This is a genomic window from Micromonospora globosa (assembly GCF_000717585.1).
In the GTDB taxonomy this organism is placed as follows: domain Bacteria; phylum Actinomycetota; class Actinomycetes; order Mycobacteriales; family Micromonosporaceae; genus Micromonospora; species Micromonospora aurantiaca.
Map to the genome: position 1 here is coordinate 1 of NZ_JNZR01000052.1, position 23,650 is coordinate 23,650.

General features: G+C 71.6%; 14 protein-coding genes. 10 read left to right on the top strand and 4 right to left on the bottom strand.

The window, feature by feature from the left end:
• The coding region (locus tag IF06_RS33385) for a sigma factor-like helix-turn-helix DNA-binding protein (protein WP_269636146.1) at window positions 1-99 on the top strand (99 nt) is incomplete at its 5' end.
• A 51-nt stretch (window positions 100-150) separates the two neighbouring features.
• Here the strand turns inward: IF06_RS33385 and IF06_RS0130420 are convergent.
• A complete protein-coding gene (locus IF06_RS0130420; protein ID WP_030275154.1) occupies window positions 151-2,151 on the bottom strand; it encodes a glycosyl hydrolase family 28-related protein in 2,001 nt (666 codons plus the stop codon).
• 201 nt (window positions 2,152-2,352) lie between these two features.
• On the opposite strand from IF06_RS0130420, the gene IF06_RS0130425 reads away from it, so the two are divergent.
• The 7 genes from IF06_RS0130425 (at window position 2,353) to IF06_RS0130455 (ending at window position 16,107) form a co-directional block, all read left to right on the top strand.
• On the top strand, window positions 2,353-3,354 hold the full coding sequence (locus tag IF06_RS0130425) for a LacI family DNA-binding transcriptional regulator (RefSeq protein WP_013286147.1): 1,002 nt from the start codon (window positions 2,353-2,355) through the stop codon (window positions 3,352-3,354).
• A 346-nt stretch (window positions 3,355-3,700) separates the two neighbouring features.
• A complete protein-coding gene (locus IF06_RS0130430; protein WP_030275156.1) occupies window positions 3,701-5,077 on the top strand; it encodes an ABC transporter substrate-binding protein in 1,377 nt (458 codons plus the stop codon).
• A 60-nt stretch (window positions 5,078-5,137) separates the two neighbouring features.
• Complete coding sequence (locus IF06_RS0130435; protein WP_013286149.1) at window positions 5,138-6,097, top strand: carbohydrate ABC transporter permease; 960 nt, start codon at window positions 5,138-5,140, stop codon at window positions 6,095-6,097.
• Window positions 6,098-6,100: 3 nt separating this feature from the next.
• Entirely contained in the window at window positions 6,101-6,988 is an 888-nt protein-coding gene (locus IF06_RS0130440; RefSeq protein ID WP_030275158.1) for a carbohydrate ABC transporter permease, read from the top strand.
• Between the two features lie 77 nt (window positions 6,989-7,065).
• The gene (locus IF06_RS0130445; protein WP_030275160.1) at window positions 7,066-8,691 is read left to right on the top strand and encodes a glycoside hydrolase family 13 protein; all 1,626 of its coding nucleotides are present in this window, start codon (window positions 7,066-7,068) and stop codon (window positions 8,689-8,691) included.
• Between the two features lie 148 nt (window positions 8,692-8,839).
• On the top strand, window positions 8,840-11,722 hold the full coding sequence (locus tag IF06_RS0130450) for a discoidin domain-containing protein (protein WP_030275162.1): 2,883 nt from the start codon (window positions 8,840-8,842) through the stop codon (window positions 11,720-11,722).
• A 98-nt stretch (window positions 11,723-11,820) separates the two neighbouring features.
• Complete coding sequence (locus IF06_RS0130455; protein WP_030275164.1) at window positions 11,821-16,107, top strand: discoidin domain-containing protein; 4,287 nt, start codon at window positions 11,821-11,823, stop codon at window positions 16,105-16,107.
• A gap of 157 nt (window positions 16,108-16,264) precedes the next feature.
• Here IF06_RS0130455 and IF06_RS0130460 read toward each other — a convergent pair whose 3' ends face one another.
• Entirely contained in the window at window positions 16,265-17,656 is a 1,392-nt protein-coding gene (locus tag IF06_RS0130460; RefSeq protein WP_030275165.1) for a PLP-dependent aminotransferase family protein, read from the bottom strand.
• A gap of 40 nt (window positions 17,657-17,696) precedes the next feature.
• Between IF06_RS0130460 and IF06_RS0130465 the strand changes: the two genes are divergently transcribed.
• Window positions 17,697-18,680, top strand: coding sequence for a DMT family transporter (locus IF06_RS0130465; RefSeq protein ID WP_232236802.1), 984 nt, complete (start codon window positions 17,697-17,699; stop codon window positions 18,678-18,680).
• On the opposite strand, the gene IF06_RS0130470 is transcribed toward IF06_RS0130465, so the two are convergent.
• A complete protein-coding gene (locus IF06_RS0130470; RefSeq protein ID WP_030275169.1) occupies window positions 18,631-19,842 on the bottom strand; it encodes a hypothetical protein in 1,212 nt (403 codons plus the stop codon). The two genes, IF06_RS0130465 and IF06_RS0130470, sit on opposite strands and share 50 nt — an antisense overlap.
• A 332-nt stretch (window positions 19,843-20,174) precedes the next feature.
• Here IF06_RS0130470 and IF06_RS0130475 point away from each other — a divergent pair, with 332 nt between their 5' ends.
• Window positions 20,175-21,740 (top strand): pectate lyase family protein, encoded by a 1,566-nt coding sequence (locus IF06_RS0130475; protein WP_030275171.1) that lies wholly within the window; start codon window positions 20,175-20,177, stop codon window positions 21,738-21,740.
• 60 nt (window positions 21,741-21,800) lie between these two features.
• Here the strand turns inward: IF06_RS0130475 and IF06_RS0130480 are convergent, their stop codons facing one another.
• Window positions 21,801-23,525, bottom strand: coding sequence for a cellulose binding domain-containing protein (locus IF06_RS0130480; protein ID WP_030275173.1), 1,725 nt, complete (start codon window positions 23,523-23,525; stop codon window positions 21,801-21,803).
• Window positions 23,526-23,650: the final 125 nt, after the last annotated feature.

Here is a 23,650-nt window from a genome sequence, read left to right on the forward strand (position 1 = left end):
AGCGAGATCGCCGCCCGGGTCGGTGTCTCCCAGATGCACGTGTCCCGGCTGCTCGCCCGCGCCCTGACCAAGCTGCGCGGCCAGCTCACCGAGGCCTGATCGACCCTTGACGCGACCCCCGCCGGCCCGTCCGGCGGGGGTCGCGTCGTGTCACCAGCGCGAGGGCGGGGGCGGCGGCACCACCGGCGGCCGGTCGTCGCAGGTGATGGTGTTCGGCAGCAGCCACGGGGCCAGCCACCCGCCGTCGTTGCCACCCAGATCGGTCAGGGCGAACTCCGACCCGGCGGGTGTGAAGTGGAACGACCCGCAGTTGTTGACGCCGACCGCGCCCACGTTGCGGGCGTCGACGTTCGCGAAGCTCGCCCCGCCCGCCGTACGCGCGCTGACCACCGACGTGCCGGTGCCGTCGACCCGGATGTCGCGGAAGCGGACGTTGTCGATGCGGACGCTGTCCTTCACCGGCCAGTCGCTGACCAGCATGATCGCGTTGTAGGTGCTGTCCAGGTACGCGTCGCCGGTCACCTGGATGTCCGCGGCGTCGATGCTGCGGTCCAGCGCGTAGAACCAGATCGCGCCGAGGCCGATGTTCCAGTTCAGGTCGTACGTGCCGGCCCGCACAGTGGTGTTGCCGGTGATCCGCAGTCGGCCGGTGAACGGCTCGGCCCCGAACCGGGAGCCCACCTGGATCGCGCTGCCCTCGCGTACCGGGTCGGCGATCAGGTTGTGCGCGACGGTCAGGTCGGCGCCGCCGTACAGCGCGATGCCGTTGGCGAGCACCGGCGACTGCACCGTGTTGTAGGCGAACGTGTTCGACGCGTTCGCCGTACCCTCCGACCACATCGCCAGCGCGTCGTCGCCGCTGTTGCGGACCACCGAGTTCGTCACCGACGAGTGCGTGACGCCGGTGTGGAAGTTCAGCCCGTCGGCGATCTGGTCGGCGATCACCGTGTTCGTGACCCGCAGGCCGGTCATCGGCCCGTCGAACCACATGCCGACCTTCGTGTGGTGCAGGTAGAGGCCGTCGATGGTGCTGTGGTTCAGCGCCCCGCCGACGGCGTTCACCTGGTCGGTGTCGATCCGCTCCCGCACGTCGCCCTCGATCGCGAAACCGGACAGGTGCACGTCGCTGCTGCCGCCGTCGGCGGCGTCGCGGCCGTAGAAGCCGACGCCCGTGTGGCGGGAGCCGTCGGGCGCCGGGGTGTCCAGGGCGACCTCGCGCCCACGCACGATCGTGTACCAGCTCCCGGCCCCGGCGATCGTCACGTCGTCGACGATTATGTGCCGGTTGACCTGGTAGGTGCCCGGCGGCAGGTAGAGCGGGCGGTCCACCCGGCGGGCGTACGCGATCGCGCGGTCGAACGCGTCGGCGGACTCCCGGCGGCCGGTCGGGTCGGCGCCGAAGGACAGCGCGTTCACCGCGCGGGGGACCACGCGGGGCGGGGCGACCAGATGCGCGTCCACCAGGTCGATCACCGTCCACGCGGCGGCCGTGCCGCGCGGCGCGGTCAGCCGGACCACCTCGCCGGCCCGATGGGTACGGCCGAGCAGCAGGCGCTGCTCGTCGTAGAAGTGGTGCGGCCGGAACGGCTTGCTGATCACCGGCGCGGGCGTGGTGGCGGCCGGGACGCAGGAGCACTCGGTGATCCACCAGTCCGGGTGCAGCAGGTCGGCGCCGGGATCGTTTGTGAACGGGTACTGGTTGTAGAGCCAGGCGTACTGCGAGGTCAACGTCATGGTGCGGGCGGGCGCGTGCCCGACTGACACCCGCAGCGGCGCGGTGATCCCGCCGCCGCCCGGCGCGTCCGGGATGCTGTAGCGCACGGTCAGCGCGTTCGTGGCCCGGGGGAGCGTGAGTTCGACGTACTGGCCGGGCAGCAGGCGTACGGCCCGGCGGCCGGACGCCTCACCGGCGAGTGTGTACGCCGACCGGTCCGGCCCGATCACGGCGCCGGTGGTCCGGCCGTGTTCCGCCTCCTGTTCGACGTAGTCCACAGTCGCACCGCGACCGGCCACGAGCGCGGGGTCCAGCCCGGCGCGGGTCACCACGGGAGCCGGTCCGCGCGGCGGGCCCGCAGTGGCGGCACCGGGCGGTACGAGCAGGGCGGCGGCGACGAGCGCCGCCGCGAGGATCCTCGGCACGCTCCGCGACATCGGAGCACCCACTTTCTCGGGGGGGACGGGTGGCCTCGGCGGCGCAGGCCATCGACAAGGTTCCTCATGTTATTCCGGTGCTCTGTTGCCTTTCAAGCATCAATCTGCTCGCATCTTTCGGACCGCCTGCCTCCGCACGCGGCAAGAACCGACCACTTCAGCTGTTCATTTCTTGCAAGAATCCGACGTACGATTGCCGCCGTGACGAAGCGCCTGACCGAGGTGGCCCGCAAGGCGGGCGTCAGCGAGGCGACCGTGAGCCGGGTGCTCAACGGCCGCGGCGGCGTGTCCGAGGCGACCCGGACCGCCGTGCTGACCGCCCTCGACGTGCTCGGATACGAGCGCCCGACGAAACTGCGCGGCGAGCGTGCCCGCCTGGTCGGCCTGGTCCTGCCGGAGTTGCAGAACCCGATCTTCCCGGCCCTGGCCGAGGTGGTCACCGGCTCCCTCGCCCAGCGCGGCTTCACCCCGGCGCTCTGCGCCCGCACCATCGGCGGCGTGCCGGAGTCCGGATACGTGGAGATGCTGCTCGACCACCAGGTCAGCGGCGTCATCTTCGCCGGTGGCTCGTACGCCCTCGCCGACGCCTCGCACGAGCACTACCGGCGCCTGACCGACCGCGGCCTGCCCGTGGTGCTCGTCAACGCCGGCGTCGAGGAGCTGGGCTTCCCACGGGTGTCCACGGACGACGCGGTCGCCGTCGAGCAGGCGTACGGGCACCTGCGCTCCCTCGGCCACGAGCGGATCGGCATGGTGCTCGGCCCGGCCGACCACGTGCCCTCGCGCCGCAAGCTCGACGCCATGGTCCGGGCCGCCGGCTGGGGCGAGGACCGGTCCCTGGTGGAGCGGTCCAGCTTCTCCATGGAGGGGGCGCGGGTCGCGGCCACGAAGCTGATCGAGCGCGGTGCGACAGGGATCGTCTGCGCCAGCGACGTGCTGGCGCTGGGCACCATCCGGGCCGCCCGCCGCCTGGGCTGCGCCGTACCGGCCGACGTCTCGGTGGTCGGCTTCGACGACTCGGCGTTCATGACCTGCACCGATCCGCCGCTGACCACTGTGCGGCAGCCGATCGAGACGATGGGCCAGGCCGCTGTGGACCTCCTGGTGACCCAGATCGAGGGCGCCGGCGTGCTGCACGACGAGCTGCTGTTCGAGCCCGAGCTGGTAGTACGCGGCTCCACCGCCCCCGCCCCTCGCCGCTGACCCCCGGCGGCTTCCGCCGCCTCGCCCTGCCGCGCGGCGCCTCGCCACGTCCGTCGATCTTGGAGTAATGGCGCGCCCGGAATGCGGCCTACTTCCATTATCTGAGGTGCCACAACTCCAAGACCGACCGACGGGCCGCGCCGCAGTCGAGTTCTTGCATTCTCGCGTTCGCATCTTGCTGGGTTCGGTTCGCGTCGCTACAGTGACTCCACTCACACCTGACCCGGGGCGCGGTTTCCGGAGGCAGGGCGCGCGCCGGTTGCCGTTCCACCACCTGAGGGCAGCCGCGCGGTCACCGCACATCAGTGAAGGCCATGGATACACCCGTTCCCGAAGGGATGGACAGATGTCCGTACCGCAGTATCGGAAGGTCGCGGCGCTCGCGCTCGCGGCCGGCCTCGGGCTCAGCCTTGCGGCGTGCTCCACCAAGAGCGACGACAGCAGCGACGCCGGCGGCAAGGTCACCATCACCGTCGACTGCCAGCCGGTCGGCGCGCAGAAGGAACTGCTGAAGAACTGGAACGACGACGTCGCCGAGTTCCAGCGGCAGAACCCGGACATCGTCGTCAAGAGCGTCAGCGTCGGCGAGCAGTGCAACAACCCGCCGGACTTCACCGCCCGCCTCGCCGGCGGCACCGTCACCGACGTGTTCTACGGCTACATGACCGACCTCCAGCAGGTGCTGGACTCCGGTCAGGCGATGGACATCGGCCAGTACGCCACCAAGGACACCATCCCCACCTGGGACAGCGTCGACCCGGCGCTGAAGGAGGTCTTCACCGACGGCGGCAAGCTCTACGCCGTACCGGTGAAGAACTACTCGATGGGCCTGATCTACAACAAGGCGCTGTTCCAGCGGGCCGGGCTCGACGTGAACAACCCGCCGAAGACCTGGCCCGAGGTGCGGGCCGCGGCCAAGAAGATCTCCGCGCTCGGCGACGGCATCGCCGGGTACGCCGAGTACAGCGCCGGCAACACCGGCGGCTGGCACTTCACCTCGCTGCTCTACTCCCAGGGCGGCCAGGTGCTCAGCGCCGACGGCAAGAAGGCCGACTTCAACAACGCGATGGGCAAGCAGGTCCTGCAGAACCTCAAGGACATGCGGTACGGCGACAACAGCATGGGCAGCCGGCAGCTGCTCCAGTGGGGTGACCTGCTCACCAACGCCGGCGCCGGCAAGGTCGGCATGTTCATCGGCGCGCCGGACGCGACCCAGGCGATCGTGAGCCAGTTCCAGGGCAAGTACCAGGACTGGGCGATGGGTCCGCTGCCCGGCCAGGACGGGCCGGCCAAGGCCACGCTCGGCGGCGGCGAGGGTTACTTCTTCAAGAAGGGCCTGAGCCCGGAGCAGGTCAAGGCCGGTCTGAAGTGGCTCGCCTACCAGAAGCTGACCCCTGGCAAGGGCCAGTTCGACTACGTGCGCGCCAAGCCGCAGAACTACCCGGTCGGCCTGCCCCAGCCGCTGCTGTTCACGAACGGCAGCGACGCGCAGAAGCAGGAACTGGAGCTGCGCAAGGCCAACGCGAACGTGGACACCACCAACTTCGCGGTCTTCGAGGCCAACCCGGTGCCGATCAAGGGGGAGCCGCGCAACGCCCAGGCCGTCTACGCGGTGCTCGACGCCGCGATGTCCGGGGTGCTGACCAACCCGAACGCGAACATCGACGCGCTGCTCAAGACCGCCGAGGACAAGGTCAACCAGCTTCTGGCCGCGCAGAGCTGACCCGACCGGAGGTGGGGCCGGCGCACCGGCCCCACCTCCCCGAGCACCGCAGGAGTCGCCTTGGCGCTCACCACCGCCCCCGGTGCCACCCGCCGTCCCGGCCCCGCCGCGCCGACGCCGTCGCGTACCGCCGGACGCCGCGCCGGACTCGGCCGCAAGGTCCGGGACAACCTCACCGGGCACGCGTTCCTCATCGGCGCTGTCGTCTGCTTCGCCGTCTTCTCCTGGTACCCGATGGTCCGCGGCGTCGTGATGAGCTTCCAGCGCACCCGCCGCGGTGAGACCACCTGGGTGGGCTGGGACAACTACAGCCGGATCATCGCCGATCCGAGCTTCTGGACCGCCTGGAAGAACACGTTCGTCTTCACCGGCCTGGCGCTCGTCCTCGGCTACCTGGTGCCGTTCTTCGTGGCGATCCTGCTCAACGAGCTGCGCCACGCCAAGGGCTACCTGCGGGTGCTCGTCTACCTGCCGGTGATGCTGCCGCCGGCGTCCGCGCTGTTCCTGTTCAAGTTCTACGCGTACGACCCGAGCGAGGCGGGGCTGTTCAACGCGATCCTCACCGCGCTGGGACTGCCCACGTCGGAGTGGATGCAGTCGCCCACGATGACGATGCCGGCCATGGTGATCGCGTCGACCTGGATGAACATGGGCGGCGCCGTGCTGATCTACCTGGCCGCGCTGCAGAACATCCCCGGCGAGCTGTACGAGGCCGCCGAGATCGACGGCGCCGGGGTGTGGCGGCGAATCCTGCACGTGACGGTCCCGCAGACCCGGCTGATCCTCGCGCTGCTGGCGATGCTCCAGATCGTCGCCACCATGCAGCTGTTCATCGAGCCGCTGATCCTCGCCAACGGCGCCGGTACGCAGGACTCGGCGACCTCCGTGGCGTACCTGATCTACCAGCACGGGTTCTTCCAGAACGACCTCAACGGCGCCGCCGCGCTCGGCGTGATCATGCTGGTGGTGCTGGCCGGGTTCTCCGCCGTCTACCTGCGACTGACCGCGAGACAGGACTAGGACATGGCCGCCGACCCCACCACCCGTACCCTCATCTCCCACGCCCAGCTGCGGCGCGGTCGCGGCCGCGTCCTCTACTGGGTCGTGCTCTCCGTGGTCGTGGCCGGGTTCACGCTGGTGTTCCTCGGCCCGCTGTACTGGATGGTCACCGGCGCGCTGAAGTCCGGCCAGGAGATCGCCCAGACGCCGCCGTCGCTGTTCCCGCGCGACCCGCAGCCGGGCAACTACGTCGACGCCTGGAACAACCTGGATCTCGCGAAGCTGCTGTTCAACACGTTCTACTACGCCACCGGCGCGGTGGTGTTCCAGCTCGTCTTCGACACCGCGGCGGCGTACGCGTTGTCGAAGCTGCGCCCGGTGCTGGGCAAGCTGATCCTCGGCATGATGCTGGCGACGCTGATGATCCCGGCGATGGTGCTGATCGTCCCGCAGTACGTCACGGTGATCGACCTGCCGATCGTGCACGTCAACCTGCTCGACTCGCCGTTCGCGATCTGGCTGCCGCTGGTGGCGAACGCGTTCAACATCTTCCTGCTGAAACGGTTCTTCGACTCGATCCCGGAGGACCTGATGGCAGCCGCCGTGATGGACGGCGCCACCCCGCTGCGCACGCTCTGGTCGATCGTCCTGCCGATGTCCCGCCCGATCCTCGGCGTCGTGGCGATCTTCGCGGTGACGGCGGTCTGGAAGGACTTCCTCTGGCCGAAGCTGGTCATGCCGTCGCCGGAGACGCGGACCGTCAGCGTCGGCATCTACGCCTTCGCCGGCGGCACCCCGATGAACGTGGTCATCGCCGCGTCGGTGATCGCCGCGATCCCCACAGTCGTGCTGTTCCTGATCTTCCAGCGCAACATCATGTCCGGCCTGACCACAGGCGGCCTCAAGGGCTGACCCCGCGCCACCGCCCGCACCCGGGCCGCGAGCCCGCCGCAGCAGAACCGACCCGCAGAAAGCAGGTGCCCGTGTCCATGGCCGACAACAGCCCGTGGTGGCGCTCCGCGGTGATCTACCAGGTCTATCCGCGCAGCTTCGCCGACGGCGACGGCGACGGGATCGGCGACGTCGCCGGCATCCGGTCCCGCCTGGATCACCTCGCCGCGCTCGGCGTCGACGCCATCTGGTTCAGCCCCTGGTACCCGTCGCCGATGGCCGACGCCGGCTACGACGTGTCCGACTACCGCGACATCGACCCGGTCTTCGGCACCCTCGCCGAGGTGGAGGCGCTGATCGCGGAGGCGCACGCGCTCGGCATCCGCAGCATCGTCGACGTGGTGCCCAACCACTGCTCCGACGCGCACCCCTGGTTCCGGGCCGCGCTCGCCGGCGGGCCGGGCGCGCCCGAGCGGGACCTGTTCTGGTTCCGCGCCGGCCGGGGACCGGGTGGCGACCTGCCGCCCACCGACTGGACCGGCGAGTTCGGCGGCCCCACCTGGACCCGCACCACCGACCCGGACGGCACCCCCGGCGACTGGTACCTGCACCTGTTCGCCCCGCAGCAACCCGACTTCAACTGGGACCACCCCCGGGTCCGCGCCGAGTTCGAGGACATCCTGCGCTTCTGGTTCGACAGGGGCGTGGACGGCATCCGCATCGACTCGGCCGGGCTGCTGGTCAAGGACGGCACGCTGCCCGAGGTGCACCCGGACCGACCGCACCCGTTCCGCGACCAGGACGGCGTGCACGACGTGTACCGCGCCTGGCGGCGCATCGCCGACTCGTACCCGGGCGGGCGGGCCCTGGTCGGCGAGGTGTGGTTGCCCGACCGGCAGCGGTTCGCGAACTACCTGCGCCCGGACGAGCTGCACACCGCGTTCAACTTCGACTTCCTCGGCTGCGCCTGGGACGCCACGTCACTGCGGGAGAGCATCGACGGCACGCTCGCCGCGCACGCCCCGGTCGGCGCGCCGGCCACCTGGGTGCTGTCCAACCACGACGTCACCCGTCACGTCACCCGGTACGGCCGCGCCGACACCCGGTTCAGCTTCGCCGCCAAGCGCGAGGGCATCCCCACCGACCTGGAACTGGGCACCCGCCGGGCCCGTGCCGCCGCGCTGCTGTCGCTCGCACTACCCGGCGCCGCCTACGTCTACCAGGGCGAGGAGCTGGGGCTCTGGGAGGTCGAGGACATCCCGTACGAGTTGCGGCAGGACCCGATGTGGGAGCGGTCCGGACGGGTCGACCCCGGCCGCGACGGCTGCCGGGTGCCGCTGCCCTGGCAGGGCGACACCCCGCCGTTCGGGTTCAGCCCCGACGGCGCCGCAGCCGCGCCGTGGCTGCCGCAACCGGCGGACTGGAAGGACCGCACGGTCCGCGCCCAGACCGGCGATCCGCACTCGATGCTGGAGCTGTACCGGGCCGCGCTGACGCTGCGCCGCGCCGAACCCGCGCTCGGCGACGGCACGCTCACCTGGCTGCCCGCACCGGACGGCGTGCTCGCGTTCGCCCGCGAACCCGGCTTCACCTGCCTGGTCAACCTCGGCGACGCAGCGGTGCCGCTGCCCGCGCACGACCGGCTGCTGCTCGCCAGCGGCCCACTCGACGACGACCGGCTGCCACCGGACACCGCGGTCTGGCTGCGTACCCGATCGGCCTGACCGCGGCGCCGGCGGTCCCGTCCCGCCGCCGGCGCCGCGACACCGGCGGCCCGTCCCGGCCGCCACCACGCGACACACCTGGGGAGGAGGAAGGAGAGGCAACGCCGCACGGGGGATCTGGCCACCGACGAAAGGGAGCACACCCCGCATGGCCGAGCACCGCACCGAGCACCGCACTGCGCACCGCCGCCGCAGCACCGGCGTGGCCGCCCTCGCCGCCGCCGCGCTCGCCGCCTCGACACTCGTCGTCGTGGCGCTCACCACGACCGCCACCCCGGCGCGTGCCGCCGGACTGTCCCCGTTCGACATCACCGGACGCGGCGCCACGGTGCCGTTCCGGGAGCAGGAGGCCGAGCAGGCCGCCCACACCGGCACGAAGATCGGCCCCGACCGGCGCTACGGCACGCTGCCGTCCGAGGCGTCCGGCCGGGAGGCGGTCACGCTCGACGCCGTCGGCGAGTACGTCGAGTTCACGCTCACCGCCCCGGCCAACGCGGTCACGTTCCGGTACAGCCTGCCGGACAACGCCGCCGGCACCGGCCGCGACGCCACCATCGACCTGCGCGCCAACGGCACGCTGGTCAAGTCGGTGCCGGTCACCTCCCGGTACGGCTGGTACTACGGCGGCTACCCGTTCAACAACAACCCGGGCGACACCAACCCGCACCACTTCTACGACGAGACCCGGACCATGTTCGGCACCACGTACCCGGCCGGCACGAAGATCCGCCTCCAGGTCTCCTCGACCGCCCAGTCGCCCACGTTCACCATCGACCTGGCCGACTTCGAGCTGGTCGGGGCGCAGATCACCAAGCCGTCCGGCGTGCTGGACGTGGTGACCGACTTCGGCGCCGACCCGACCGGCGCCACCGACTCGACGGCGAAGTTCCAGGCCGCGGTGGACGCCGGCAAGGCACAGGGCCGGGCGGTGTGGATCCCGGCCGGCACGTTCACGCTCTGGGACCACGTGGTGGTCGACGGCGTGACGCTGCGTGGTGCCGGCCCCTGGTACTCGGTGCTCGGCGGCCGGCACCCCACCGACCGCAAACGCGCCGCCGGCATCTACGGCAAGTACGTGCCGGGCGGCGGCTACTCCGGCGAGATCCGCCCGCACGAGGCCGGCGGGCCCAGCCGCAACGTCACGCTGCGGGACTTCGCCGTCATCGGCGACATCCGGGAACGGGTCGACGAGGACCAGGTCAACGCCATCGGCGGCGCGATGACGAACTCCGTGGTGGACAACCTGTGGTTGCAGCACACCAAGGTCGGCGCCTGGATGGACGGGCCGATGGACAACTTCACCATCCGCAACAGCCGGATCCTCGACCAGACCGCCGACGGGGTGAACTTCCACTGGGGCGTCACCAACTCCACAGTCACCAACACGTTCGTCCGCAACACCGGTGACGACGCGCTGGCCATGTGGGCGCAGAGCGTGCCGAACGTCGGCAACTCCTTCACCCGCAACACCATCGGCGTGACGATCCTGGCCAACCACCTGGTCACGTACGGCGGGCGGGACATCACCATCGCCGACAACGTCACAGCCGACTCGGTCACCAACGGCGGCGGCATCCACGTGGCGAACCGCTATCCGGGCGTCACCGGGCCGACCGCCGTGTCCGGCACCATCACGGTGGCCCGCAACACGCTGATCCGCAACGGCAACTCCGACTACAACTGGCAGTTCGGCGTGGGCGCGATCTGGTTCTCGGCGCTCAACGAGCCGATCCAGGGCGCCACGATCAACGTCACCGACACCGACATCCTGGACAGCTCGTACGCGGCGCTGCACTGGATCGAGGGGCAGACCAGCGGCATCTCGTTCGACAACGTGCGCATCGACGGCGCGGGCACGTACGCGCTCCAGGTGCAGGCGCCCAGCCAGGTCCGGTTCACCAACGTGCGGGCCACCGGCATCGCCCAGTCCAACCCGATCCACAACTGCGTCGGCAGCGGCTTCCAGATCACCCAGGGCACCGGCAACTCCGGCTGGTACACGCCCACCCCGTACTGCGGGCCGTGGCCGCAGCCGCAGTGGGGCAACGGCCCGTCCAGCCCGCCGCCCACCAGCCCGGCGCCGACCACGGCAGCGCCGACGACAGCAGCGCCGACCACCGCGCCGCCGACAACGCCGCCGCCGGCCGGCGGGAACCTGGCGCTGGGCCGGCCGACGACCGCCACCAGCACCACCCAGACGTACGCCGCCGGCAACGCCGTCGACGGCAACCCGGCCAGCTACTGGGAGAGCGCCAACAACGCGTTCCCGCAGTCGCTCACCGTCGACCTCGGCGCGTCCCGCACCGTCGACCGGGTGGTGCTGAAGCTCCCGCCCGGCTGGGAACGGCGTACCCAGACGCTGTCGGTGCTGGGCTCCACCGACGGCTCCTCGTACACCACGCTCGCCGCGTCGGCGGGCCGCGTGTTCGACCCGGCCGCCGCCAACAGCGTGCCGATCGCGCTGCCGTCCGGCGACCGCCGGTTCGTCCGGGTCACAGTCACCGGCAACACCGGCTGGCCGGCGGGTCAGCTCGCCGAACTGGAGGTGTACGGCGGCGGCACCACCACACCGCCGCCTGCCACGACGCCGCCGCCCACCACCGCGCCGCCGGCCGGGAACCTTGCGGCGGGCCGGCCGGTGGCGGAGACCAGCCACGCCGACGTGTACGGCGCCGCCAACATCGTCGACGGCAACGCGAACACCTACTGGGAGAGCGCCAACAACGCCTTCCCTCAGTCGGTGACAGTCGACCTGGGCAGCGCCCGGCCGGTCGCCCGGGTGGTGCTGAAGCTGCCCCCGTCGGCGGCCTGGCAGACCCGTACCCAGACCGTCTCCGTGCTCGGCTCCACCGACGGCTCGTCGTTCTCGGCCCTCAAGGCGGCGGCCGGCTACACGTTCGACCCGGCGGGCGGCAACAGCGTGTCGATCGCGCTGCCCGCCGGTGACCGCCGCTTCGTGCGGCTGACCTTCACCGGCAACACCGGCTGGCCGGCCGGCCAGCTGTCCGAGTTCGAGGTGTACGCCTCCTGACCCGGCGCGGCGGGGACCGGCCCGGTCCCCGCCGCACCACCGCACCCCCACCCCCGAACGCCTCTCCACCTCCCCCGGGAAGAAGGTGTCCGTCCACCATGTCCAGACTCCGTACCGGAATCGTCGCGGTGCTCGCCGCGGTCGGCTTGGTCGTCACCGCGGCCCCCGCCCCACCGGCCCTCGCCGCCGGCGGCCCGAACCTCGCCGCCGGGCGCACCGCGACCGCCAGCAGCGTCAACGGCCCCTACGTCGCGGCGAACCTGACCGACGGCAACCAGGGCAGCTACTGGGAGAGCAGCGGCGCGCTGCCCCAGTGGGCGCAGGTCGACCTCGGCACCAGCCGCGCCGTCGACCAGGTCGTGCTGAAGCTCCCGGCCGCCTGGGAGGCGCGCACCCAGACGCTGTCCGTGCAGGCAAGCGCCGACGGCAGCGGCTTCACCACAGTCGTCGCCGCGGCGGGCCGCCCGTTCAGCCCGGCCGCCGGCAACACCGTGACGCTCGGCTTCACCGCCACCGACGCCCGCTACCTGCGGGTCGTGATCACCGCGAACACCGGCTGGGCCGCGGCGCAGCTCGCCGAGCTGGAGGTGTACGGCGCGGCCACCTCCTCGACCAACCTGGCGCTCGGCCGGACCATGACCGAGAGCGGCCACGCCGACGTGTACGGCGCGGGCAACGCCAACGACGGCAACGCGGCCACCTACTGGGAGAGCCCGAACAACGCGTTCCCGCAGTGGATCCAGGCCGACCTGGGCGCCGCCACCGGCGTCAACCGGCTGGTGCTGCGGCTGCCGTCCGGCTGGGGCGCCCGCACCCAGACGATCACCGTGCAGGGCAGCACGAACGGCTCCACGTTCGGCACGCTCGTCGGGTCCGCCTCGTACGCGTTCGACCCGGGCGGCGGCAACACCGTGACTGTCACAGTGCCCACCGCGTCCACCCGGTACGTGCGGCTGCTGTTCACCGCGAACAGCGCCTGGCCTGCCGGGCAGCTCGCCGAGCTGGAGGTCTACGGCCCGGCCACCGGCGACACCCAGGCGCCGAGCGCGCCCGGCAACCTCGCGTTCACCGAGCCCGCGACCGACCAGGTGCGGCTGACCTGGACCGCGTCCACCGACAACGTCGGCGTCACCGGCTACGACGTGTACGCCAACGGTGTGCTGCGCACGAGCGTCGGCGGGTCGACGCTGACGTACACCGACACGCAGCCCGCCGGGACCACCGTCTCCTACTACGTGCGGGCGCGGGACGCGGCGGGGAACGTGTCGGCGAACAGCACCACGGTGACCCGTACCGGCAACACCGGGGACACGGTCGCGCCCACAGCGCCCGGCAACCTGGCCTACACCCAGCCGGCGAGCGGGCAGATCCGGTTGACCTGGACCGCGTCCACGGACAACGTGGGCGTCACCGGCTACGAGGTGTACGCCAACGGCACGCTGCGCACCACAGTGAGCGGCTCCACGCTGACCTGGACCGACAGCCAGCCGGACAGCGCCACCGTCTCGTACCACGTGCGGGCCCGCGACGCCGCCGGGAACGTGTCGGCGAACAGCAACACCGTCACCCGCACCGGCAGCGGCACCGGCGGCACCAACCTGGCGGTCGGCAAGCCCGCCACCGCGTCGTCGATGGTGCACGTGTTCGCCGCCACCAACGCCGTCGACAACGACGTCACCACGTACTGGGAGGGCGCGCCCGGCGCGTACCCGAGCACGCTCACCGTCGCGCTCGGCGCCAACGCCGCCATCAGCGCCGTCGTGGTGAAGCTGAACCCGGACCCGGCGTGGGGCGCGCGCACCCAGACGTTCCAGGTGCTCGGCCGGGAGCAGTCCGCGTCCGGGTTCACCAGCCTGGTCGGCTCCGCGACGTACTCCTTCAACCCGAACAGCGCCAACACGGTGACCGTCCCGGTCTCCGCGACCGCCGCCGACGTCCGGCTCCAGTTCACCGCGAACTCCGGCTCCTCCAACGGGCAGGTCGCCGAACTCCAGGTCATCGGCGTCCCGGCGCCCAACCCGGACCTCACCGTCACGGCCGTCACCGCCTCGCCGTCCGCGCCGGTGGAGACCGACACGATCACGCTGTCCGCCACCGTGCGCAACGCCGGCACCGCGGCCTCCGCCGCCACCACCGTCACCCTCTACCTGGGTACGACGAAGGTCGGCACCGCCGCCGTCGGCGCGCTCGCCGCGGGCGCGTCGAGCACCGTCTCGGCGGCCATCGGCGTACGCGACGCCGGCAGCTACCCGCTCACCGCGAAAGTCGACGAGTCGAACACGGTGATCGAGCAGAACGAGGCGAACAACTCCTACACCAGCCCGACCCCGCTGACGGTGAGCCCGGTCGCCAGCTCCGACCTGGTCGCCTCCGCCGTCACCTGGTCACCCGCCACGCCGAGCGCCGGCGCGAGCGTCTCCTTCGCGGTGACGCTGCGCAACCAGGGCACGATCGCGTCGGCGAGCGGTGCGCACGGCATCACGCTGACGGTGCGCGACCAGTCCGGCGCTGTGGTCCGCACGCTCACCGGCTCGTACAGCGGCACGATCGCCGCCGGTGCCACCGCCGGACCGGTGTCGCTCGGCACCTGGACCGCCGCCAACGGCCGGTACACGGTGCGGGTGGTGCTCGCCGACGACGCCAACGAGCTGCCTGTCAAGCGGCAGAACAACACCAGCGACCGGGCGCTGTTCGTCGGCCGCGGGGCCAACCTGCCGTACGACGCGTACGAGGCCGAGGACGGCGCGACCGGCGGCGGCGCGCAGGTGATCGGGCCGAACCGCACCATCGGCGACCTCGCCGGGGAGGCGTCCGGCCGCCGCGCGGTCACACTGAACACCACCGGCGCGTACGTCGAGTGGACCACCCGCTCGGCGGCCAACGCCCTGGTCGCCCGCTTCTCCATTCCGGACGCGCCGGGCGGCGGCGGGATCGACTCGACCATCAACATCTACGTCAACGGCGTGCTGCACAAGCCGATGAGCCTCACCTCCAAGCACATCTGGCTCTACGGCGCCGAGGCCGGGCCGAGCGACTCGCCGAGCGCCGGCGCGCCCCGGCACCTGTACGACGAGGCGAACGTGCTGCTCGACACCACGGTCCCGGCCGGCAGCCGGATCCGGCTCCAGAAGGACCCGGCGAACACCACCACGTACGCGATCGACTTCGTCGACACCGAACTGGTGTCGCCGCGCGCGAACCCCGACCCGGCCCGCTACAAGGTGCCGACCGGGTTCAGCCACGCCGATGTGCAGAACGCGCTCGACGCGGTACGGATGGACACCACCGGCACCCTGGTCGGCGTCTACCTGCCCGCCGGCACGTACGAGACCGCGCAGAAGTTCCAGGTGTACGGCAAGGCGGTCAAGGTCGTCGGCGCCGGCATGTGGTTCACCCGCTTCCAGACGCCGCGCAACCAGCAGAACACCGACGCCGGTTTCCGGGTCGAGTCCTCGGCGAGCGGGTCGACCTTCGCCCACCTGGCGTTCTTCGGCAACTACACGAACCGGATCGACGGGCCCGGCAAGGTGTGGGGCGAGCTGAAGGACGTGGACGACCTGACGCTCGACAGCGTCTGGGTGGAGCACACCGTATGCGCGTACTGGGGGGTGAGCGTGGACGGGTTGACCATCAGGGACAGCCGGTTCCGCAACACCTTCGCCGACGCGGTGAACATGACGAACGGCAGCACCAACAACCTGGTCACCAACTCGGAGGGCCGCTCCAACGGCGACGACGCGTTCGCGCTGTTCTCCGCCACCGACCAGGGCGCGTCAGGCGGCAACCACGGCAACGTGTTCGAGAACCTGACCGCCACGCTCACCTGGCGTGCGGCGGGGCTGGCCGTGTACGGCGGCTACGACAACGTGTTCCGCAACCTGTACATCGCCGACCAGCTCACGTACTCGGGCATCACGATCAGCTCGCTGGACTTCGGCTATCCGTTCGTCGGGTTCGGCGCCAGCCCGCCCACCCGGTTCGAGAACATCTCGCTGATCCGGTCCGGCGGGCACTTCTGGGGCGCGCAGACGTTCCCGGCGATGTGGTTGTTCTCCGCGTCGAAGGAGTTCCGCGGCATCCGGGTGACCGACGTGGACATCGTCGATCCGACGTACTCGGGGATCATGTTCCAGACCAAGTACAACGGCAGTCAGCCGGAGAACCCGATCACCGACACGGTGCTGACGAACGTGTCGATCTCCGGCGCGCGGCGCAGCGGTGACGCGTTCGACGCGAAGTCCGGCTTCGGCATCTGGGTCAACGAGATGCCCGAGGCGGGTCAGGGCCCCGCGGTCGGCGCGGCGACCTTCACCAACCTCCGCCTGACCGACAACGCCCAGGACATCAAGAACACCACAACAACCTTCACCATCACCCGCAACTGACCCCCGCCCCGCCTCTTCCGCCCCGCGATCTTGCACTTTCGGCCCCCGTGATGCCGGATTACTCCTGCTATGAGGGGCACCAAACTGCAAGATCGCGGGCGTGGGGCGGGGCGGGGCGCGCGGGGGCGGGGTCGAGCGGCGGCGTCAGCTGCCGCGGTCAGTGGGAGAGGGCTGTGGAGAGGCGGCGGATGGCCTCGTCCATCTGCTCGGGTGGGGCGGCGGCGTACGTCAGGCGCAGGTGGGGGGCGGGGGGTTCTGCGGCGTACCAGGGGCGGCCGGGGAAGACGGTCACCCCCGCTGCCGCGGCCGCAGTGGTCACCGCTACGTCGTCGGTGTTGTCGGGCAGGCGTACCCACAGGTGCAGTCCACCGCGCGGGACGTCGCGCGGTGTCAGCGACGGCAGGTGCCGGTCCAGCGCGGCGAGCAGAGCCTCCCGGCGGGCCCGCAGCTGGACGCGCAGGCTGCGGCGGTGCCGGTCCCAGGCCGGCGCGGTGAGGAACTCCAGCGCGGCCTGTTGCAGCGGCCCGGCGACGAAGAGGTCGTCGAGCAGGCGGGCGGCGCGCAGCCGTGCCCCGGCCGGTCCGCGCGCGCCGATCGCGGCGATCCGCAGGCCGGGCGCTGTGGACTTGGTCAGCGAGCGCAGGTAGACGACGTGCCCGTCCGGGTCGTCCGCGGCCAGCGGAGGCGGGGCGTCGCCGTCGACGGTGAGGTCGCGGGCGTAGTCGTCCTCGACCAGGAACGCCCCGGCCTCGCGCACCGCCTCGGCCACCTCGCCGCGCCTGGCGGCGGCCAGTGTCGCGCCGTGCGGGTTGGCGTACAAGGGCTGGCAGTAGAACACGCGGGCGCCGGTACGGGCGAACGCGGCGGCGAGCTGGTCCGGGCGTACCCCGTCGGCGTCGGCGGGCACGGGCACCACCCGCAGCCCGGCGGCGCGCGCGGCGGCGAGCGCGCCCAGGTAGGTGGGGGACTCGACCAGGACCGTGTCGCCGGGGATGGCGAGCGCCCGCAGCGTGGAGGAGAGCGCTGCCTGCCCGCCCGGGCAGATCACCATGTCCTCGGCGCGCAGGCCGCCACCCGCCTCGCGGGCGAACCAGGCGCGCAGGTCGGCGCGTCCCTCGACCGGACCACGCTGCCACGCGGCCGGCTGCCGGGCCGCGCGGGCGAGCGCCGCACCGAGCGCGGCGGCCGGCTGGAGATCAGGGTCCAGATAGCCTCCGGTCAGCGGGATCGCGCCCGAGGGCGGTAACGCCAGCAGCGCCTGCATCTCCTCCTCGCCGCCCCGCCGTGAGCCGAGCGCGACTGTCTGCCACGACAGGTCCGCCCGCGGAGGGCCGGCGCGCCGGGTCGCCACGTACGCGCCACGGCCCGGCCGGGTCTCCACCAGCCCGTCCGCGACGAGCCGCCGGGTCGCCTCGGCGACCGTCACGGGGGAGACGTGATGGTGCGCGGTCAGCTCCCGCACCGACGGCAGCCGCGCGCCGGGCGCGGCGTCCGCCGCCAGCGCACCCAGATGCCGGACCACTCGGTCGATAGCGCTACCATCGTTCATGACGGCACAGAGTAGCGCTACTGCTCCGGCGACGGTAACGGTGAGACCGGGCGCCGGCATCGCCCTCGGCGCGCTGGGCGTACTGGCCTTCAGCATGTCGCTGCCGGCCACCCGCGTCGCGGTGCACACACTGGACCCCTGGTTCGTCGCGTTCGGACGGGCCGTGGGCGCGGCGCTGCTCGCGTGGGCCTACCTGCGGCTGACCGGCGCGCCGCGCCCCACCCGGGACCAGTGGCGACGGCTGTCGATCGTCGCGCTCGGCGTCGTGGTCGGCTTCCCGCTGTTCACCTCGCTGGCGCTCACCACGCAGACGTCAGCGCACGGTGCCGTGGTCGTCACGGTGCTGCCCGCCATGACCGCGGTGTTCGCGGTGCTGCGCGCCGGTGAACGGCCGCCGCCGCTGTTCTGGATCGCCGGTGCCGCGGGCCTGGCGCTGGTGCTCGCCTTCCTGGCCGCGAGCGGCTCGATGCGGGGGACGCTGTCGCTCGCCGACCTGTTCCTGCTCGCCGCCGTGGTGCTCTGCGGCCTCGGGTACGCCGAGGGCGGCCGGCTCGCCCGCGACCTCGGCGGCGCCCGGACGATCTGCTGGGCGTTGCTGCTGTCGCTCCCGGTCACCGTGCCGGTCACGGTGGTGGCCGCGCTTCTCCATCGCCCGCAGGGCGGCGTCGCCGCCTGGACCGGGTTCGGCTATCTCACGGCGGTGTCGATGTTCCTCGGCTTCTTCGCCTGGTACGCCGGGCTGGCCCGGGGCGGCATCGCCAAGGTGGGCCAGATCCAGCTCGTCCAGCCGGTGCTCACGCTGATCTGGTCCGCGGTGCTGCTCGGTGAGGCGGTCACGCCCGGCGCGCTGGTGGTGGCGGGCGCGGTGCTCGCCTGCGTCGTGCTCATCCAGCGCACCCAGGGGCGGCGCGACACCGGCGCCCACCCCGGGCGAGCCGGCCTCAGCGGGACGGCCCACCCCGGGCGAGCCGGCCTCAGCAGGCCGCGATCGTGCCGGTCACGCTGGAGACGTACGCGTGGCTGACGAAGTGTCCTGACGCGAGGCGGTTCCACTGGCTGGTGGTCCGGTACGGGCCGCTCACCGACTGGCCGGTGACCGAGCACTCGATCGGCACGTTGGCGTAGGTGGCGGCCAGGCCGACGACGGGATTGCTCGTGCCGGGGCCGGACCGGATGTTGAGCGGGCCGCTGCCGATCCGGCCCCGGGTGCCGGTGCCGGTCCAGAGGTAGGCGACGTCGACCCAGGCGTTGTCGGTGAGCAGCAGACCGTCCCAGAACGTGCCGTCGGCGAGGTCGATGCCGGCCGGGCTGGCCACCACGCGCCCGAACTGGTCCCGGCCGCCGTTGTAGCCGCTCTGGTACGCCGCCTGCGCCTCGGGCCGGCCCTGCGGCAGGTCCTTCCACATCTCCCGGACACCGCTGGGGTTCCAGTAGTCGTCCCTGGTGTTCCACGGTCCGATGTCCCAGACCGGCGCGTACTCGCAGCGGCTGCGGGTGGTGGTGCAGACCCGCACGGTGTAGTCGCCGGTGTTCTTCGGCGCGAGGCCGCGGGCCGACGGCAGCGCGACGAAGTGGTCCCGGGAGACGATCACGTGCCCGTTGGCGGTGGTACCGCCGACCAGTCCCTCCCGCGTGGCGTACACCCGGTAGGTGAGGCCCGGGGTGGCGGCCGTGACGGCGACGACCGAGTCGGCGACGAGCCGGACCGCGCGCACTGTGGGCGCGGCGGACGGCCGTTCGGCGGTGAGGGCCACCCGGACCTGGACCCGCGTGACCGGCTGGTCGAAGACGGCCTCGGCGGAGACGGACCGCCACTCGGTCCACGCGCCCGATCGCCAGCCGCGCGCCGCCACCTCGACGGCGCCGCCGGTGCCGGGGGTCGCGTCGATGTCGGCCCGGACCCGGTTGGCCGGCGCGGCGAGCGGGTGGGGCGCGGTGACGAGCATGCCCCCGGCCGTCTGCCGGCGCTGGGCGGCCGGGCGGCCCGCCGTGTCGGCGAGGCGCAGTCCGGCGCCGGTCCAGCGGACGCCGACGTCGTCGGCGTCGACGACTGTGATGTCGGCGCTCCACGTGTTGCCGGTGGCCGTCGGTTCAGCCGGGGGTGCGGCGGGCGCCGGGGAGACGGCCAGGACGGCGGCGAGCGCGCCGGCGACAGCGGCCGGCGAGGTCCTGCGGGGATGGGGCATGGCGCTCCTCGTGGGGGCGGAAAGTAGACGAGCGTCGATCTCCAGGGTGAGGTGCAGGCAACCATCGATCGCGCGTCCCGTCAAGAAGGCGTCCGCGGCCTCCGGCCGCCCGGAGTAGTGCAAAAAACCTGCAAACGCCAGGCCTTGCCTTCCTGGAAAGCGCTTTCATACGATTGCGTTACATCGATGTTTCATTTGCGGGCCGGGCATCGCAGATGAACGACATTCGCTGGCGGCGCGCCTGATCGCGTCGCGGCTCCTCATTATTCCCATTCGGTGACTGCCGTTCGCTCGGCGGCAATTCCCGCATGCTCGAAAAGGAATGAGGCGACATGAGAAGACCAGTCGCGCTGCGACTCCACGCGGCACTGGCCACGGCGGTCGTGGGTATCGCCGTCGCCGTGGTGCTGCCGTCCCCGCAGGCGTCGGCGGCGGCCGGCAGCGCCACCGGCTACGCCACCCAGAACGGCGGCACCACCGGCGGCGCGGGCGGGCAGACCGTACGCGCCACCACCGGCACCGCCATCCACGCCGCGCTCTGCGGCCGGGCCAGCAGCAGCACCCCGATCATCATCGAGGTGACCGGGACCATCAACCACGGCAACACCAGCAAGGTCTCCGGGTCGAGCTGCAACACCGCGGACGGCGTGATCGAGCTGAAGCAGATCAGCAACGTCACCATCATCGGCGTGGGCAGCGGCGCCGTCTTCGACCAGCTCGGCATCCACATCCGCGACTCCCGCAACATCATCATCCGGAACGTGACGGTGCGGAACGTCAAGAAGTCGGGCTCGCCCACCTCCAACGGCGGCGACGCGATCGGCATGGAGAGCAGCGTCCGCAACGTGTGGGTCGACCACGTGACGCTCGAGGCGTCCGGCGGGGAGTCGGAGGGCTACGACGGCCTGTTCGACATGAAGGACGACACCCAGTACGTGACGCTGTCGTACAGCATCCTGCGCAACTCCGGCCGCGGCGGCCTCATCGGCTCCAGCGAGAGCGACCGCGGCAACGGCTACATCACGTTCGAGCACAACCTGTACGAGAACATCGACTCCCGTACGCCGCTGCTGCGCGGCGGCATCGCCCACATGTTCAACAACCACTACAACGGGCTGCACGAGTCGGGCATCAACTCCCGGGCCGGGGCGCGGGCCAAGGTGGACAACAACTACTTCCGCAACTCCAAGGACGTGCTCGGCACGTTCTACACCAGCGAGCGCGGCACCTGGCAGGTCAGCGGCAACATCTTCGACAACGTGACCTGGTCCTCGCCCGGCAGCGACAACTACCCTGCGGGTCCGAACGTGACGTCCACGACCACAGTGAGCGTCCCGTACTCGTACCGGCTCGACGCGGCGAGCTGCGTGCCGGACATCGTGCGGCAGACGGCGGGCGCGAACACCGGCCTGCGCGTGTCCGACGGGAACTGCACGCCGCAGTCCCCGGCGCCCACCACGCCGGGGCCGACGACGCCCGCCCCCACCACGCCGCCGCCCGGGACGACCACCCCGCCGCCGTCCGGTGGGACCAACCTGAGCCTGGTCTCCGGCGCCGGGGCCGACGGGTCCAGCAAGGCTGACGGCACCAGCTACGGCAACGTGCGCGACGGCAACCTGAGCACGTACTGGTCGCCGTCCGGGTCGACCGGCACCGTCTCGATCAAGTGGGGCTCGGCCACCACCGTGTCCCGCGTGGTCATCCGCGAGCCGTCCGGCACCTCGGGTTCGATCGGGTCGTGGCAGCTCGTCAACAACGACACCGGCGCGGTGCTGGCCTCCGGCAGCGGGGCCGGCCAGATCACCTTCGGCGCGACCTCGCTGAAGAAGATCAACTTCAAGATCAACAGCTCCGGCGGTACGCCGAGAGTCGGCGAGTTCGAGACGTACGCCAGTTAGCAGTCACACACGAGCGGGGGCGGCCGATCCGGCCGCCCCCGCCCTCGTGCGTGTCGCCGGTCAGAGGGTGAGCACGACGGTGGAGATGCTCCGCGCGCCGACGTTCACCGTCACCTGGTTGCCGTTCACGCCCACCGGCTGGCTCGCCGCGCTGGCGTTCTGCGACGTGGCCACGTACTCCGCCCGGCTCACGTTCTGCGGCGCCTGGATGATCGCGTTGTTCACCGCGCTCGTGGACCGGTTGAGGATCACCAGCGTGACCTTCCCGTCGCCGGAGTAGGCGGTCACCTCCAGCGGCGAGGCCTTCGAGCTCTTGGTCAGGGCGACCCGCTGGTAGCCGGGCCGCACGTACTTCGCGTACTGCGAGAACGCGTACCCGCGCTTGAGCGGCGCGCCCGCCACGGTGCCGTACGCGGACTCGCCGTCACCGATGAACGAGTAGTAGCGCTTGCCGTACCACCAGACGTACGCGCTCCAGTTCGACTCCATCGACTTGTGCACGGTGCGCATGATGTCGTCGAGCGTCTCGTTCCAGGCCGCGGCGTTGGCCGGGTTGCCCCAGATGTTGGAGCCGCCGCCGTCGGCCTCGTGCAGGTTCCACTCGGTCATCCACACCGGCTTGTTGTACTGCTGCGCCAGCGTGTACGGCTTCAGCCGGCCGGACGCCTCGGTGCCGTACAGGTGCCCGCCGATGTAGCCGATGTTGTTGCGGGCCGCCGCGTCGTTGAGCGTCGGGTCGGTGTACCCGTAGTTCAGGTTCACTGCCTCGGCGACCATCAGCTTGGTGTTCTGCACCTTGGCGCCCTGCTCCCGCACGAAGGTCTGGAGTTCGGTGCCGCTCCAGTCCATCGAGTCGTAGTCCGGGTGCCAGTCCGGCTCGTTCTGCACGGACGTGACGTCGATTGTCACGCCCTGGTTGCGCATGTACTGGACGTAGCTGTTGAGGTGGTTGGCGTAGTCGTCGTAGTAGTCGGTGCGCAGCTTGCCGCCGTTGATCCGGCTGTTGTTCGTCTTCCAGGCCGCCGGGGCGGTCCACGGCGACGCCATGATCTTCACGTTCGACCCGTACGACTTCGCCGTCCGCAGCGCGCTGACCTGGGTTCCCCACTCGCCGGACACCGGCGAGACGCCGGTACGCACGATGGACAGGCCGAGCTGGTTGGGGCCGAGCCCGACGAGTGTCTGCGTCTCGGCCGTCGACCAGGCGCCGCCCCAGATCGACACCGCGGCGCCGAACCCGTCGATGGTCTGGTAGCGGCTGGCGGTGTTGACGGTGATGTCCGCCGCCCCGGTGGGCGGCGGGCTGCTGGGCGAGGTGGTCGGCGAACTCGTCGGGGAGGTGGACGGCGACGTGGTCGGTGTCGTCGTGCCACCGGTGCAGGTCACCCCGTTGAGCGCGAAGCTGGTCGGAGCGGGGCTGCTGCTGGTCCAGGCCCCGTTGAAGCCGAACGACGTGTTGCCGTTGGTGGGGATGGACCCGTTGTAGTCGACGTTGCGGGCGCTGACCGCCGCTCCGCTCTGGGTCACTGTGGCGTTCCACGCCTGGGTGACTGTCTGGCCGGCGGCGTAGGACCAGGTGAGCGTCCAGCCGTTGACCGGGTCACCGAGGTTGGTGACCGTGACGTTCGCGCCGAAGCCGCCCTGCCACTGCGACGACACGGCGTAGGTGACCGCGCAGCCGGCGGCTGCCGCCCCGGCCGGCAGCGCCGCGGCCACCGCTGTCGACGCCAGCAGGACGGCCCCGGCCGAGAACACCGCGGTACGGGTCGTCTTGTGCCTTCTCATCGGACCTCTCTCTTCTCGATCGGCCGGCTCAGCGCTGGAGGGTGAGTAGTCCGGGTCGGTAGGGCAGGAGGCCGTAGTCGCCGCCGGAGTTGGGGGAGCGGCCTTGGTAGAGCAGTTGGAGGTTG

Bases quoted from the DNA above. Each gene is read 5' to 3' on its own strand.
- IF06_RS0130420 (WP_030275154.1), bottom strand. From the start codon at position 2,151: ATGTCGCGGAGCGTGCCGAGGATCCTCGCGGCGGCGCTCGTCGCCGCC.
- IF06_RS0130430 (WP_030275156.1), top strand. From the start codon at position 3,701: ATGTCCGTACCGCAGTATCGGAAGGTCGCGGCGCTCGCGCTCGCGGCC.
- IF06_RS0130440 (WP_030275158.1), top strand. From the start codon at position 6,101: ATGGCCGCCGACCCCACCACCCGTACCCTCATCTCCCACGCCCAGCTG.
- IF06_RS0130445 (WP_030275160.1), top strand. From the start codon at position 7,066: ATGGCCGACAACAGCCCGTGGTGGCGCTCCGCGGTGATCTACCAGGTC.
- IF06_RS0130450 (WP_030275162.1), top strand. From the start codon at position 8,840: ATGGCCGAGCACCGCACCGAGCACCGCACTGCGCACCGCCGCCGCAGC.
- IF06_RS0130455 (WP_030275164.1), top strand. From the start codon at position 11,821: ATGTCCAGACTCCGTACCGGAATCGTCGCGGTGCTCGCCGCGGTCGGC.
- IF06_RS0130460 (WP_030275165.1), bottom strand. From the start codon at position 17,656: ATGAACGATGGTAGCGCTATCGACCGAGTGGTCCGGCATCTGGGTGCG.
- IF06_RS0130470 (WP_030275169.1), bottom strand. From the start codon at position 19,842: ATGCCCCATCCCCGCAGGACCTCGCCGGCCGCTGTCGCCGGCGCGCTC.
- IF06_RS0130475 (WP_030275171.1), top strand. From the start codon at position 20,175: ATGAGAAGACCAGTCGCGCTGCGACTCCACGCGGCACTGGCCACGGCG.
- IF06_RS0130480 (WP_030275173.1), bottom strand. From the start codon at position 23,525: ATGAGAAGGCACAAGACGACCCGTACCGCGGTGTTCTCGGCCGGGGCC.